The organism is Agrobacterium fabrum str. C58, from assembly GCF_000092025.1.
GTDB lineage: Bacteria > Pseudomonadota > Alphaproteobacteria > Rhizobiales > Rhizobiaceae > Agrobacterium > Agrobacterium fabrum.
In genome coordinates, this window is record NC_003062.2 from 1,635,540 (window position 1) to 1,650,621 (window position 15,082).

General features: G+C 59.8%; 10 protein-coding genes and 1 riboswitch. Of the genes, 6 read left to right on the forward strand and 4 right to left on the reverse strand.

The window, feature by feature from the left end; translation table 11 throughout:
* Positions 1–378: 378 nt before the first annotated feature.
* Both ATU_RS08110 and ATU_RS08115 read left to right on the forward strand, forming a co-directional pair.
* On the forward strand, positions 379–2,694 hold the full coding sequence (locus tag ATU_RS08110) for an NADP-dependent malic enzyme (protein ID WP_010971773.1): 2,316 nt from the start codon (positions 379–381) through the stop codon (positions 2,692–2,694).
* A gap of 135 nt (positions 2,695–2,829) precedes the next feature.
* Entirely contained in the window at positions 2,830–3,945 is a 1,116-nt protein-coding gene (locus ATU_RS08115; protein WP_035258593.1) for a DUF2865 domain-containing protein, read from the forward strand.
* Between the two features lie 193 nt (positions 3,946–4,138).
* Here ATU_RS08115 and bluB read toward each other — a convergent pair whose 3' ends face one another.
* From bluB to ATU_RS08130, 3 genes are all read right to left on the reverse strand, one after another.
* Entirely contained in the window at positions 4,139–4,855 is a 717-nt protein-coding gene (gene bluB / locus ATU_RS08120) for a 5,6-dimethylbenzimidazole synthase (protein ID WP_006316679.1), read from the reverse strand.
* Between the two features lie 96 nt (positions 4,856–4,951).
* Positions 4,952–5,134, reverse strand: a riboswitch (cobalamin riboswitch).
* Positions 5,135–5,204: 70 nt separating this feature from the next.
* Positions 5,205–6,035 carry a TolB family protein gene (locus ATU_RS08125; protein WP_010971776.1) on the reverse strand — a complete coding sequence of 277 codons (831 nt, stop codon included), beginning with the start codon at positions 6,033–6,035 and terminating at the stop codon, positions 5,205–5,207.
* Positions 6,036–6,104: 69 nt separating this feature from the next.
* Complete coding sequence (locus ATU_RS08130; RefSeq protein ID WP_010971777.1) at positions 6,105–7,784, reverse strand: NAD+ synthase; 1,680 nt, start codon at positions 7,782–7,784, stop codon at positions 6,105–6,107.
* A 222-nt stretch (positions 7,785–8,006) separates the two neighbouring features.
* Here ATU_RS08130 and ATU_RS08135 point away from each other — a divergent pair, with 222 nt between their 5' ends.
* From ATU_RS08135 to sthA, 3 genes are all read left to right on the forward strand, one after another.
* On the forward strand, positions 8,007–9,947 hold the full coding sequence (locus tag ATU_RS08135) for an LTA synthase family protein (protein WP_035258595.1): 1,941 nt from the start codon (positions 8,007–8,009) through the stop codon (positions 9,945–9,947).
* Between the two features lie 116 nt (positions 9,948–10,063).
* Positions 10,064–10,597, forward strand: coding sequence for a DUF1003 domain-containing protein (locus ATU_RS08140; protein WP_006316675.1), 534 nt, complete (start codon positions 10,064–10,066; stop codon positions 10,595–10,597).
* Between the two features lie 756 nt (positions 10,598–11,353).
* Entirely contained in the window at positions 11,354–12,757 is a 1,404-nt protein-coding gene (gene sthA / locus ATU_RS08145) for a Si-specific NAD(P)(+) transhydrogenase (protein WP_010971781.1), read from the forward strand.
* 199 nt (positions 12,758–12,956) lie between these two features.
* Here the strand turns inward: sthA and ATU_RS08150 are convergent, their stop codons facing one another.
* On the reverse strand, positions 12,957–13,604 hold the full coding sequence (locus ATU_RS08150; protein WP_010971782.1) for a hypothetical protein: 648 nt from the start codon (positions 13,602–13,604) through the stop codon (positions 12,957–12,959).
* Between the two features lie 435 nt (positions 13,605–14,039).
* Between ATU_RS08150 and ATU_RS08155 the strand changes: the two genes are divergently transcribed.
* Positions 14,040–15,029 (forward strand): carbon-nitrogen hydrolase family protein, encoded by a 990-nt coding sequence (locus ATU_RS08155; RefSeq protein WP_010971783.1) that lies wholly within the window; start codon positions 14,040–14,042, stop codon positions 15,027–15,029.
* Positions 15,030–15,082: the final 53 nt, after the last annotated feature.

Genomic DNA, 15,082 nt, shown 5'->3' on the forward strand with positions numbered 1-15,082 from the left:
ACCGCAAGGTGACTTTTGAATATTATATACACAATAAGATGACTGCCAGAAAGTCACAACATTCCTGCTCTACGACACAAAGACACAGTGCTTTGTGAATGGTGTAGGTCCATTCATATCAACGCCCAATGATTTGGACTCACAGGATTCCATTAGAAAATCATAATTCAGCGCCACGAAGCGAGATTAGCCATTGGGGCAGCACTTAGATGCGCAGGGACGACATCTCTGACACCAACGCCAATGATTAGAACGCGTTGGGGGTTGGTATCAGCCATGCCTGCATTTGCATGAGAAGGCGGTAAATAACGGCTGTACCCTGGGGAAGTTTGTTGTATTCAGGGGGCCGGAATTGAACCAGATATGACGGTGGAAGACATGACCTCTCACGATAAGAACAACACGCCCGCCAACACGGCAAAGGCCGACATCGAGGAACAGGCGCTCTTTTTCCACCGCTACCCACGCCCCGGCAAGCTGGAAATCCAGGCCACCAAGCCACTCGGCAACCAGCGGGATCTGGCGCTTGCCTATTCGCCGGGTGTTGCCGCCCCCTGCCTCGCCATCCATGAGAACCCGGAAATGGCAGCGGAATATACCGCGCGCGCCAATCTCGTCGCCGTCATCTCAAACGGCACGGCGGTGCTCGGCCTCGGCAATATCGGTCCGCTCGCTTCCAAGCCTGTTATGGAAGGCAAGGCCGTCCTCTTCAAGAAATTCGCCGGTATCGACGTGTTCGATATCGAGATCGATGCGCCCGGCATCAACGACATGGTCTCCACCATCGCCGCGCTGGAACCCACCTTCGGCGGCATCAACCTTGAGGATATCAAGGCGCCGGAATGTTTCGAGGTGGAACGCCAGCTGCGCGAAAAGATGAACATCCCGGTCTTCCACGATGACCAGCACGGCACGGCGATCATCGTCGCCGCCGCCGTCACCAACGCGCTGGAACTGGCCGGAAAATCGCTCTCGAGCGTCAAGATCGTTGCGTCCGGTGCCGGTGCGGCAGCGCTTGCCTGCCTCAACCTGCTGGTCGCCATGGGTGCAAACAAGGAAAACATCTGGGTCCACGATATCGAAGGCCTCGTTTATGAAGGCCGCAACACGCTGATGGACGAGTGGAAAGAAGTTTACGCCCAGAAGACAGACAAGCGTGTGCTGGCGGATTCGATCGACGGTGCCGATGTCTTCCTCGGCCTTTCCGCCGCGGGCGTGCTGAAGCCGGAACTCTTGGAGCGCATGGCGGAAAATCCGCTGATTCTCGCGCTTGCCAACCCCAATCCCGAAATCATGCCGGAGGCTGCCCGTGCCGCCCGCCCGGATGCGATGATTTGCACCGGCCGTTCGGATTTCCCGAACCAGGTCAACAATGTTCTCTGCTTCCCCTACATCTTCCGCGGCGCGCTGGATTGCGGCGCAACCACGATCAACGAGGAAATGAAGATGGCCGCCGTGCAGGCCATTGCAGAGCTTGCCCGCGAGGAAGTCTCGGAAGTCGCCGCCAGAGCCTATAGCGGCGAAACGCCGATCTTTGGCCCGAACTATCTCATTCCCTCGCCGTTCGATCCGCGCCTCATCCTGCGCATTGCACCCGCCGTTGCCCGCGCTGCGGCGGCAAGCGGCGTGGCCACCCGGCCGATCACCGATTTCGAGGCCTATTTCGACCAGCTGAACCGTTTCGTCTGGCGCTCCGGCTTCATCATGAAGCCGGTCTTCAATGCCGCCAAGGCGGCCGAAAAGAAGCGCATCATCTTTGCCGAAGGCGAAGACGAGCGCGTGCTGCGCGCCGCCCAGGTGCTTTTGGAAGAAGGCACCGGCGTCCCGATCCTCATCGGTCGCCCGCAGATCATCGAAACGCGCCTGAAGCGCTTCGGCCTGCGCATCCGCCCGCATGCGGATTTCGCCGTGGTCAACCCGGAAGACGATCCGCGCTACCGCGAATATGTGGATGATTATTTCGCCCTCGTCGGTCGCGCCGGCATCAACCCGGAAGCCGCCCGCACCATCGTGCGTACCAACTCCACCGTCATCGGTGCGCTGTCGGTGAAGCGTGGCGAAGCGGATGCGCTGATCTGTGGTCTGGAAGGCCGTTATGACCGCCATCTGCGCGACGTGAACCAGATCATCGGCAAGCAGGAAAGTGTGCGCTCCTTTGCGGGCCTCAGCCTTCTCATTACCCAGCAGGGCGCCCTGTTCCTGACCGATACCTTCGTCAACAACGACCCGACGTCAGAAGAAGTGGCCGAGATGGCGATCCTTGCGGCGAAGGAAATCCGTCGTTTCGGCATTACGCCGAAGATCGCGCTCGCCAGCCATTCCAACTTCGGATCGCGTGACTCGGAAAGCGCCCGCAAGATGCGCCGCGCACTGAAGATCATCCAGCAGGCAGCGCCAGAACTGGAAGTGGATGGTGAGATGCAGGGCGGCTCGGCACTCTCCGAAGCGCTGCGCAAGCGTGCCATGCCCAACAGCGTGCTGACCGGCGAGGCGAACCTTCTGGTCTTCCCGAACCTCGATGCCGCCAATATCACGCTCGGTGTCACTCGCACGCTGACGGAAGGCCTGCATGTCGGCCCGATCCTGCTCGGCACGGCCCTGCCCGCCCACATCCTGTCGCCCAGCGTCACCTCGCGCGGCGTCGTCAACATGGCGGCCTTTGCCGTGGTGCAGGCCTCGCACCCTTCGGTGTGATGAAGGCGCATTAACGCAGTTTTGAACATGCTGTTGCCGCAATGCGGCAACAGCATATGTTATCTTCCCGAAACACGGATTTCCTGAAGCGTAACACCCCTGCCACCGGCCGGGGACATCAAACGGATCGCACAATTGACCCGGCGCAGCCGCATCATCGGCCTCCTGCTTCCCCTTGTTTTCACGGCTCCTGCCGCCGCTTTTGCGGAGCAGGTGTGCGATACGCTGTATCAACAGCTGCGCGAGCCGCCTCGCGTTATCGGCAACACGGCCGAGGTGCGGCGTTATGCCAATGCGCTCGCCCGCCAGAACATCGTCATCCGCAAGATCAGGAACGACATGCGCAGCTATGGCTGCTCATCAGGCAGCGTCATCGTTTATGGCAATCCCAATGCCAGCGTCTGCGCCGAGATCGGCGATGCGCTGGTGGATGCCGAGGCCGAACGTGACGCGATCATCCGCGATCGCGACGACGCCATGGCGGCAGCGCGCAATGACGACGGCGACGTCAGGCGCCAGCGCATTCTCGCCGCCCTCGATGCCAACGGTTGCAGCACAATGCCGGAAACGGACACGCGACTGCCGCAGGCTCCCGATGTGACGCGTTATCCCGATGCCTTCCGTCAGCAGGAAAATGAGCCGGGACAGGCAGGCCTTTCGCCCTACCCCAATGCCGCCGCTGAGGGCGGGCTTCGCACACTCTGCGTGCGCACCTGCGACGGTTCATTCTTCCCGATTGCCTCCAACGCCTCGCCGCTCGATTTCCGCGCCCAGGCCGAACAATGCCAGAAAATGTGCCCGGGAACCGAGACGGAGCTTTATTTCCATTCCATGACGGATCAGGAAACAGCAGACATGGTGTCTGCGCAAACCGGCAAACCCTACAAAGACCTGCCGACCGCCTTCGCCTATCGCAATTCCTCCCCGAAAGCGCCGGGCTGCGCCTGCAACATGGCCGCCTACCACCAGGACATGCAGAAGCAGGAAGAGGCCGCCCGGCCGCAAGCCGAAAGGCCCTATTCCAGCATCAGCACCATTCCATCACCCCAGGGTGACAAGAGTGGAGACAAGCCGCAGAAATCCGCCGAGCAGCAACAGGCCGCAAAGCCGCCGGAACAACCCGTTCCCGAACGCGACTATGACCCGAACGACACCAGGGTGCGCGTCATCGGCCCCAAATTCCTGCCGGATCAGACAGGCCGGATAGACCTGAAGAACCCGGCACTTAAAGGCATTCAGCCGCAGCAGTGAAATCTCTTGCGCGTGCGTAATGGGGCGAGCGCGCCCCTGTTTCTTCTCTCCGAGGGGGAGAAGTTCGTGACAGCGGGATGAAGGGGCAACGTCAGCGATATTCGGTGAGCTAGCCCCCTCATCCGACCCTTCGGGCCACCTTCTCCCCATGCGCGGAGAAGGAACGAGAGGCGACGCTATCGCATCTCATCCCTTACCGCCCACCCCAGCGATTGCGAAACACCAGTTCCTCGAGCGGCACGCGCTGCCGCCAGCCCTTCACCGCCAGCTCCGGCTCGGTATAAAGCGCATCGACGCGCCCGAGGCACAGCCAGGCGACGATTTCGATATGCTCGGGGATATCAAGAATGGCGCGAACATCGCTGTCGTGGAAAATGCTGACCCAGCCGACACCGATGCCTTCGGCGCGGGCGGCAAGCCAGAGGTTCTGGATGGCGCAGACGGTAGAGTAGACATCCGTGCGCGGATTGTGGGTGCGGCCCAGCACCACCTTGCCGCCGCGGGTGGGATCGCAGGTGACGCAGATGCTGAGCGGTGCCTTGCGGATACCCTCAAGCTTCAGGCTGCGGTAAAGCGCCTGCTTCTCGCCTTCAAACATCGCCGCCGCCTCCTCATTGGCGCGGCTGAAGGCCACCCATGCGGCCTGGCGCACCCCTCCATCGGTGACGAGGGTGAAGTTCCACGGCTGCATGAAACCGACCGAGGGCGCGGAATGCGCCGCTTTCAGCAGGCGTTCCACCAGCTCCTCCGGCAAGGGATCGGGCAGGAACTGGTCGCGCACATCACGCCGCGTCTCGATGGCGCGGTAGATCGCTTCGCGTTCCGCACCGGAAAACGGGCGGGCGGGTGAAAGCGCGTGATCGAATGGATTGGCTTGCAATGGATTGCCAGCGGACGGATCGGTCGGCATCGTTTAACCCCAACAATGCGGGCGCGCCGGTGCAGAAACCATGCCGGTTTTGCAGCGATGACGCGCCTCTTCAGCAACCTGCCGCCGTCCGCGCGGTTCGGTCTATCCTGCCAGGCCGGTCTTCTGACTAAGCTTCATCCGCCCCTTTCGCCTTCCCGAATTGCTTCAGTGGCATGAGAAAAAGAGCATCCGCCTTACAGCGTTGGGCACGTTCCGGTCTTTCACCGGATTCCCGATTCTCCCGCCGCAAGGGCGGGCACCTGACCGGAGAAGCTATGGGCAAAAAAGCTTGCAAGCACAAGTGTCCCACGGGTGGTGCGGCAATGTGGCCTGCCGCACCTTACCGTCATCATTCCACCGGGAAATACCTGACATAAGCAAACTCATCGCCATCAGGAGACCAGTTGGGCGAATTCATCGTTCCTTGCCCGCCAAACAGGTCGAACAGCGTTTCGACATTGCCGCCATCCATATCCATCAGCTGCACCCGCACATCGAGATCACGCGGATGATCGAAGACATCGGCGTCATAAGAAACGAACACCACCTTGTCACCCGAAGGAGACGGATGCGGGAACCAGTCGCCATAGGCGCTGTCGGTGATGCGCTCGACGCTGGAACCATCCACCCGCACGCGCCAAATCTGCATCTGGCCGGTTCGGCTGGAGTTGAAATAGATCCATCGTCCATCCGGCGAATAATCCGGGCCGTCGTTGCGGCCTTCACCATGGGTGAGGCGCGTTTCAACGCCGCTGTCTATGTCCATGGAATAGATGTCGAAAACCTGGTCGCGAATGCCGCAATAGGTAAAACTTTTCCCGTCCGGCGACCAGCCATGCCAGTAGGAGGGAAGGTTCTTCGTCATCAGCCGCGGTGTGCCGCCCGTCGACGGCAAAAGGTAGATCGCGCTCTTGCCGAACTCCACCTTGTCGGAAATGGCATAGAGCGCACCATCGGGCGAAATGCCGTGGTCGTTATTGCAGATTGTCGCAAAGCCGGTGTCGACCTTTTCCGGCGAAGGGTCGCCGGCAAGTGACAGGCGATAAAGCAGCCCTTCGCTGTTCAACAGCAGATATTTCCCGTCCGGCGACCAGTTCGGCGCTTCAAACAGCTCCGGCGTCTGCCAGACCACCCGCATCTTCCGGGTCCGGATGTTGAAGATTTCGATGGAACTGCGCATGCTGCCTCCCGGGCCTGTCGATAGTCTGGTGTGGAGCGTCGACTGGCGCATACATTCCGTTTGCGCACCTTACCGATCCCGAAACCGGTTGGTAATCGGATAACGCCGGTCCCGCCCAAAATTCTTCTTGGTGATCTTCACACCCGGAGCCGATTGCCGGCGCTTGTATTCGGCCAGATAAAGCAGATGCTCGACCCGGTGCACGGTGGCCACATCATGGCCGCGCGCCAGAATTTCCTCGACCGACATTTCCTTCTCGACAAGGCACTCGAGAATATCATCCAGCACCGGATAGGGCGGCAGCGAATCCTGGTCGGTCTGGTTGGGGCGCAGTTCGGCCGATGGCGCCTTGGCGATGATATTGGCTGGGATAACCTCGCCGGAAGGGCCAAGCGCGCCCGGCGGCACATGGGCGTTGCGCCAGCTGGAAATGGCATAGACCTGCATCTTGTAGAGGTCCTTGATGGGATTGAAACCGCCATTCATATCGCCATAAAGCGTCGCATAGCCCACCGACATTTCCGACTTGTTGCCGGTCGTTACCACCATCGAGCCGAACTTGTTGGAGACAGCCATCAAAATGGTGCCACGCGTGCGGCTCTGCAGATTTTCTTCGGTAATGCCCTCTTCCGTGCCCTCGAAGAGTTCGGAGAGCGCCGAAAGAAAGCCTTCCACCGGCTCGACGATCGGCACGATATCGTAACGGCAGCCGAGCGCTCTCGCACAATCGGCGGCGTCCTTCAGCGATTCTTCCGAGGTGTAGCGGTAGGGCAGCATGATGCAGCGTACCCGCTCCTCACCCAGCGCATCGACGGCAAGGGCTGCGCAGATCGCCGAATCGATGCCGCCGGAAAGGCCGAGAACCACGCTCTTGAAGCCGTTCTTGTTGACGTAATCCCTAAAGCCCAGCATGCAGGCGCGGTAATCCGCCTCCTCGCCCTCAGGGATTTTCGAGAAAGGCCCGCTGTCGCAATGCCAGCCGTCTGCGGTGCGTTTCCAGTCGGTGACAGCGAGCGTGGCCTCGAACTGGCTCATCTGAAAGGCCAGCGTCTTGTCGGCATTAAAGCCGAAGCTCGCACCGTCAAACACCAGCTCATCCTGTCCGCCCAGCTGATTGGCGAAAACCAGCGGCAGGCCGCTTTCGATCACCTGCCTGAGCGCCACCTGATGGCGCACATCCAGCTTGCCGCGATAATAGGGCGACCCATTCGGCACCAGCAGGATTTCCGCCCCGCTTTCGGCCAGCGTCTCGCACACGCCCATGTCGTTCCAGATTTCCTCGCAGATCGGAATGCCGATCCGCACGCCACGGAAATTATAGGGCCCGGAAATCGACCCTTCTTCGAAAACACGTTTTTCGTCGAACTCGCCGTAATTCGGCAGATCGATCTTGTCACGCAACGCGATGATCTTGCCACCATCCAGAAGCGCCACCGAATTGTGCCGGCCTGTCTCGCCCTGACGCGGAAAACCGATGACGACGCCCGGCCCGCCATCGGCAGTCTCCGCCGCCAGTTCTTCCACAGCCTTCAGGCAGGCCTTCAGAAAAGCCGGCTTAAGCACCAGATCCTCCGGCGGATAGCCTGAAATGAACAGCTCCGTCAGGAGCAGAAGGTCGGCACCCTGCGTCGCCGCATCGGCCCGTGCCTCACGCGCCCTGGCGAGATTGCCCGCCACGTCGCCAACAGTCGGATTGAACTGCCCGACGGCAATTCGAAGATGGTTCTGGATATCGTGTCTGTCGCTCATGCCATTTCAATACCGCGCCCGTGGCCGCTCCGCAACGCGGCAATTGCATGCCGTCGCCTGGGCAAGACGCCACGGCTGCGTTCACGCTAAGGTTATCACCGCCCCAGCCATCCTCCGCAAAGTTCATGTCGCGTTCATCGCGCTTATGTGACAGTTACATGACAATTTTGCGACGTCCGATTCACCTCCCCGGATCGGCGCTGCCGCCTGAAATACCGGAGTATGAGTTTGAGAGATTCGGCGCCAAAAACAACGGCTTCCGAAAAGGCTGGTCTTGTCTTTTCGCCTGCGGGACTGAGGAGCCTTTCGAAGCTTTCGGGTACGGCCTATACGCTTGCCAATCTGACGATCGCATCCATTGTGCTTGTCGTGGCGCTGGAATGGATCGCCCGCGGTTCGCTCCGTGATGTCGGCGCTTTCCTCACCTCCCCGGCCCGCCCGGGCGTAACCACCATCGCCGCCGTGCTCGCCCTTCTCCTGGCGCTGGATGCGATCCTTGGCAGGCGTTACCTGTCGCTGATTGCCGTCGCGCCGCTCTGCGCGCTGACGGGACTGATTTCCGCCCAGAAACAGACTTATCTCTCCGATCCACTTTACCCTTCCGACCTTTTATTCGGCCGGCAGATCCTCGAGCTTCTGCCGACCATGTTGAAGGCCCAGCCCCTGACGGCAGCACTGGTGGTCCTCGGCCTCTGCGCCGCCATCGCAGCCCTTGTGGCGTTATGGCTGCTGGCGCGCCGCCATTCGCCGGGCTTGAGCTGGCGTGAGCGCGCCGCGGGTCTTGTGCTGGCGTTGCCGCTTCTCGCCGGTCTTGCCTCGCTGATGGACTATTCGCATTATTCCTGGGTGCGCGATCGCCTCAACATCATTCCCATGATGTGGGATCAGCAGGAGAACTACCGCCATAACGGCTTCCTGATGGCCTTCGCCTTTAATATCCCCATGGCCAATGTCGCGGCACCCGAGGGTTATGGCGACAACAGCATCGCCGACCTCACCTCGAAATCCGCTTCCTTCGCCGCCAACAAGGGCGATTACCCTGATGTCATCATGCTGATGAGCGAATCGCTATGGGATCCGACCCGGCTGGAGAATGTCGAACTTTCGGCCGATCCCATGCCGACCATCCGCGCCAAACAGTCCGGCAATGTGTTTTCGCCTGAGTTCGGCGGCATGACGGCCAATGTGGAATTTGAGGCGCTGACCGGTTTCTCCAACGCCTTCCTGCCCTATGGTAGCATTCCCTATCAGCAATATATCCGCCGTCCGGTGCCCTCGCTCGCAAGCTTCTTCCGGGGCGAAGGATATTCCGCCATCGCCATGCATCCGTTCCAGGAATGGTTCTGGAACCGCAAGCAGGTCTACAAGAATTTTGGCTTCGAGGAATTCCGCTCCGAAGAGACGCTGCCGGCGATGGAAAAACGCGGCAACTTCGCCTCCGACGATGCCTTGATGAACGAGATCATGGCGACCGCCGATACGGCGAAGAACCCGCTCTTCCTCTTTGCCGTCACCCTGCAGGGACACGGCCCCTACGAAGCGGCCCGTTATGCCGAAAACACGATTGATGTGACGGGCGGTCTTTCCGCCTCGGCCTCGCAGGCGCTTGCCACCTATTCGCAGGGTGTCGTGGAAGCCGATGACGCGTTGTTGAAACTGATGCGCTGGGCAAAGAAGCGTGACCGCGAAACCATCATCGTCCTCTTCGGCGATCACCTGCCGCCGCTCGGCCAGACCTTCGTGGAAAGCGGTTACATGCCGGGCATGGTGGCCAGCCGCCGCGCGCCGCTGGAGGTGATGAAGAAGGAACACGAAACACCGCTCGTCGTCTGGTCCTCCAAGAAAGGCGTGCGCAAGAATATCGGCACCATCAGCCCGGCGCTCCTGCCCTATCATGTGTTGAAGACCGCGGGCTTCTCCGATCCTTTCTACACCGGCACGCTGGGTGACGTTCAGCAGGAATTCTCCGTCATCGACCGGCACATGCTGGTGGCGACGGATGGCGAGGCCATGCCCGACTGGTCGATCGCGCCGAACGCGGTTCCCGATGTGGTGCGCGATTATCGCCTGCTGCAATTCGATATGATGTTCGGCGCGCAATATGGCCGCGAGCGTTTCTTCCCCGGCTTTAACTGGCTGCATGAGGGCGCACCGGCGGTGTGATGGTTCTGGCTAGGGCGCCTGAACCGCATGGCGGTGGAAATCGTTTGAATTCCGCCACCATGCGGGTTTATCTCGGGAAAACGCACAAGCACCCCCATCAGAACCGGAGACACACCGTGTCAGATATCTCCGACTATATCGTCTCGCATTTCAAGCGCTCCTCCCGCGAAATCGGCGAGGTGGAACGGCGCATCCTGGAACTGTCGCACCAGAAGAAGCTGGTTTCGAGCGACATCAATGCGGAATTTTCCGCCGGCGCCAGTTTGGGCGACAGGCTGGCGGATAATATCGCCAAGGTCGGCGGTTCCTGGGGGTTCATTCTCAGCTTCTGCTTTTTCCTGATCTTCTGGGCCATCATCAACACCATAGTGCTGACCACCCGCGCCTTCGATCCCTACCCCTTCATCTTCCTCAATCTGCTTCTCTCGATGCTGGCCGCCATCCAGGCGCCGATCATCATGATGTCGCAGAACCGACAGGCCGCCCGCGACCGTTTCGAGGCCGCCAAGGACTATGAGGTGAACCTGAAGGCCGAGCTGGAGGTTCTGTCGCTGCATGAAAAGATCGATGTGAAGGTGCTCGCCGAACTGGCGGCACTGCGCCAGGACATCGCCGCCATCCACCACCACGTCACCCGCAAAGACGACTGACGCGAAAAAACATCTTCCCCGCTTTTCCCCACCCCGCGCCGCACTGTTAGAGTGAACGCAGTCCTGCCGGGTGAACGCCAGACGTGGCGGAAACTAGAGGACGGTCCTGGTGGTGGAACGCCGGCAACGTTCGTGGAAAGGACCATTTCGCAAAGCGCCGTGCACGGCCCTTGCGAGATACGGCATGGTGAAAGACCCGGCTGCGCAACGCATCCGACCCACACCAACCTCACCTGAAGCGCAGCCGGGGATCGCCCGGTGCTCTCCATCCATACCCCGCATGGCAGCGCTGTGCGGGATGAAGCTGTTGGTTTTTGGGGCGTTTTCAGGAAGTGAACGGAAGTGCGTACGGCTTACCCCCCTCTGCCCTGCCGGGCATCTCCCCCTCAAGGGGGGAGATCGATCTGCGGCGAGGTTCCGCCCCTCTCAACGTTTGAGGATGAAGCGACAAAAGGGCCTCCTGCTGATCTCCCCCCTTGAGGGGGAGATGCCGGCAGGGCAGAGGGGGGGTAAAGTCCCACCCACCGTCCCTCCGATACGAATCGGACAACCCTCCCGAAAATCCATCCCCAGTTACGAATCCGTCAGATTATTACGCTACAGATTGACGCAGGCGTTTGTTGCATTGCACACTTACGGGCAAGGCTGATACGGGAATCACTCCCCATCGTCCAAATGGCATCACGACCATTTCGCGACGACGCCACGCCGGATGCGACATCCGGTATCGAAATATATTCTGTTCCGGGGTTTTTCATGTACCAGTTCGATCTGATTGTTGTCGGCAGCGGTCCGGCGGGAAGACGGGCCGCCATCCAGGCCGCCAAGCTCGAAAAGAAGGTTCTGGTCATCGAGAAAGGCAGCCGTGTCGGCGGTGTTTCCGTGCATACCGGCACCATCCCGTCCAAGACCCTGCGCGAAACCGCGCTCAATCTCACCGGCTGGCGCGAGCGCGGTTTTTACGGCCGTGCCTATCGCGTCAAGCAGGAGATCGACGCCGACGATCTGCGCCGCCGTCTGCTCATCACGCTCGATCATGAAGTCGAGGTGCTGGAGCATCAGTTCGCCCGCAACCGCGTGCAGCACATTCGCGGCACGGCAAGCTTCATCGACGCCAACACGATGAAAGTCGTGAAGAGCGACGGTGAAGTCATGACCGTCACTGCCACCTCCATTCTGCTCACCATCGGCACCCGGCCCTACCGGCCGCCGCATATTCCCTTCGATGGCCAGGCGGTGCTCGATTCGGATGAGATTCTCGAGATCAAGGAATTGCCGCGCTCCATGGTCGTCGTCGGTGCCGGCGTCATCGGCATCGAATATGCGACGATCTTCAGCGCACTCGACACACAGGTAACGGTGGTGGAACCACGCGAGACCATGCTGGAATTCATCGATAAGGAAATCGTCGAGGATTTCACCTATCAGCTGCGCGACCGCAACATGAAGCTGATCTTCGGCCAGAAGGCGGAAAAGGTGGAGCGCGACGAAAGCGGCAAATGCCTCGTTTCGCTCAGCAACGGCCGCGTCCTGAAAGCCGAGACCGTACTCTTCGCCGCCGGCCGCGTCGGCGCCACCGATACGCTCAATCTTTCCGCCTGCGGGCTGGAGGCCGACAGCCGTGGCCGCCTGAAGGTCGATCCCGAGACCTTCCAGACCTCGGTGCCGAACATCTATGCCGCCGGCGACATCATCGGTTTCCCGAGCCTTGCCTCCACGTCAATGGAACAGGGCCGCATCGCCGCCCGCCATGCCGTCGGCGCACCGGCCGGCGAGCCGCCGCAATTCTTCCCCTACGGCATCTATGCCGTGCCTGAGATCTCCACCTGCGGCCTGACGGAAGAGGAAGTTGTTGAACGCGGCATTCCCTATGAATGCGGCATCGCCCATTTCCGCGAAACCTCGCGCGGCCACATCATGGGCCTCGACAGCGGTCTGTTGAAGATGATCTTCTCGCTGAAAACCCGCCGCCTGCTCGGCGTCCACATCGTCGGCGAAGGCGCGACAGAACTGGTGCATATCGGCCAGGCGGTGCTAAACCTCAAAGGCACGGTGGAATATTTCGTGGAGAATACGTTCAACTATCCGACGCTGGCAGAAGCCTACAAGATCGCCGGGCTGGATGCGTGGAACCGCATGGGTGAGTTGAAGAAGGATTGAGGCTTTGTTGCAGGTAAGAGATCATCTGCGATGTGCAAAAACTCTCCTGCCCATCACGCTCGGGCCTGTCCCGAGCATCTGCAACGTTTCGCTTTATGCGACGTGATTAGATTCTTGGGACAAGCCCAAGAATGACGCCGCGTATGGAACGAGGATGCCTATCACCTCGCATTCATTCGATGATGGGTGACGCGCACCCTCACCACCGAATGCTATACCGCGCACTCACCCCTGGCCGGAAATGATCCGCATATCCCTGATCAAGCGTACCCCGCACCGTCAGGTGGTCGCCCAGTTTCTGCTCCACCGCCACACCGCTGCTGAACTCGTTGAAACTGTTGCGGCTCGCCCCCGTCAGCACAAAGGCGGTGCCGGTTTCGGAGCGGGACAGGCGCAGTGACTGTGATACATCGAGCCCGTTCCATTGCTGCGCCGTGCCGTCGTAACGCACGGTAAAATTACGGTTCGCCTCGATATCAAGTTCCGGCGTGACGATACGCTTCTGCTGCGAGGTCATGGAAACGCTGCTCGACCCCGTCAGCGCGTTGACCATGACGCCGACATCCCGCGCGAGCGAAACACCGGGCAACTGTTCCGCCAAAAGGGTGACATTACCCCATAGCCTCACCGGCGTATCCACCACCTGCCCCGCCTTCGAAGCACTCATGCCCATTTCCAGCCCGGCGCGAATCGGCGTATCGACCGGCAGCTTCGCGCCGATGCGCGCGGTATAAGATCGGTCGGAATTCTTGACCGGCTTCCAGATCAACCCGGCGTCATCGGCACGGGCCGCACCCGCGGCGATGAAGAGCGATAATACAAGGGCAGAACCCGTTCGGAGCGACATACTTGTCCCTGGCAAATTAAGGGCGCGCCGGGAGACCCGGCAAGCACGGTAAAAGCTTAAGGCCAATGGTTTGGCAGCGATGAGGCCACGTCAAAGCGGCGCACGAAGCCCGAATGGCCGCAATGCGCGACCAGGGCAAATCATGCTGCGCAGGGTGCCAGATGAACGGGAGATGAACAAGAGCAGATGCAGCAAAAAATCATGTTGCACTGCATTGTGATCAGGATCTTCACGCGGCCGAGTGCCCCGGCCGCTTGACGAATCGGTGTTTTCCAACGGATATTTGTCACCGCGTAGCCTGCGCTAAACCTCCATGACCTTCCCCAGCAGGGTCTTCAACGGAGGCAAAGGGACTGTTGTCTCAGGTAACTGTCTTGGTCCGATCGTTTCGGGTGGGTTGCTGGGGAACTGCGTCCGAAACGTGAAAGGCCGACAATGACTGAAAATAGCAATCTGAAACGTCGTGTAAGAGCTCGCGCAGCCAAAACCGGCGAATCTTATACTGCTGCTCTCCAGCATATTCGCAGAATACCGGACGCTCCTTCGAGCAACTCAATACGAGTGGCGGTCGCGCAAACATCCTTGTTCAACGATCCCCGCGACGTTTCCGCCCTGAAGACCTGCGGAAACGAGATACGCCGTCTCATGGGTAATGCCCATAATGCTGGCACACGTCTCATACACTTCCCTGAAGGGGCAACGTGCTGGCCGCATAAACGGATCATGTCAGAGACTGGCCCGCGGGAAATCGGCCCTGCCGACTGGACACGCTTTGAATGGAAAACTCTGCGCGAAGAACTGGAGGCGATCAGGAAATTGGCGCGAAAACTGAAACTCTGGACAGTTCTAGGTGCCATTCATCAACTGACGCCGCCACACCGTCCATATAACAGCCTCTATGTCATCTCAGATCGTGGAACGCTCATAACCCGCTATGATGAGCGCCTTTTGTCGAAAACCAAAATCTCGTTCATGTACTCGCCGGGACGCCTCCCGGTGACGTTCGAAGTCGATTGCTTCCGTTTCGGTTGCGCGCTTGGCATGGAGGCGCATTATCCGGAAATATTCATGGAATATGAGAAGCTGAATGTTGATTGCGTGCTGTTTTCTACCGCAGGCGAAGACGCTTCAAATGCCCATGCGTTTGCCGCCGAGATATTGGGTCATGCAGCGAGCAACACCTATTGGGTCAGCTATTCCACACTTGCCGCCCAAAGTCCCGGCGCCCCATCGGGAATAGCAGCACCGGATGGTCAATGGGTTGCTCAATGCCCAATGAATGGGTTACCGGCAATTGCGCTGGCGGACGTCATCATCGATCGGGAACATCCCGCGCGACCATGGCGGCAAAAAGCTCGTACCGATCTATATGCCCCTCATCAGGTGGATAACGATCCGAGAAGCGATAGCCGGAAGGAGTTCTAGCGTAGCGCCCAGTGGCGATGATTATGCCGCTGGCCAACCGGTTCAAGGCCGAA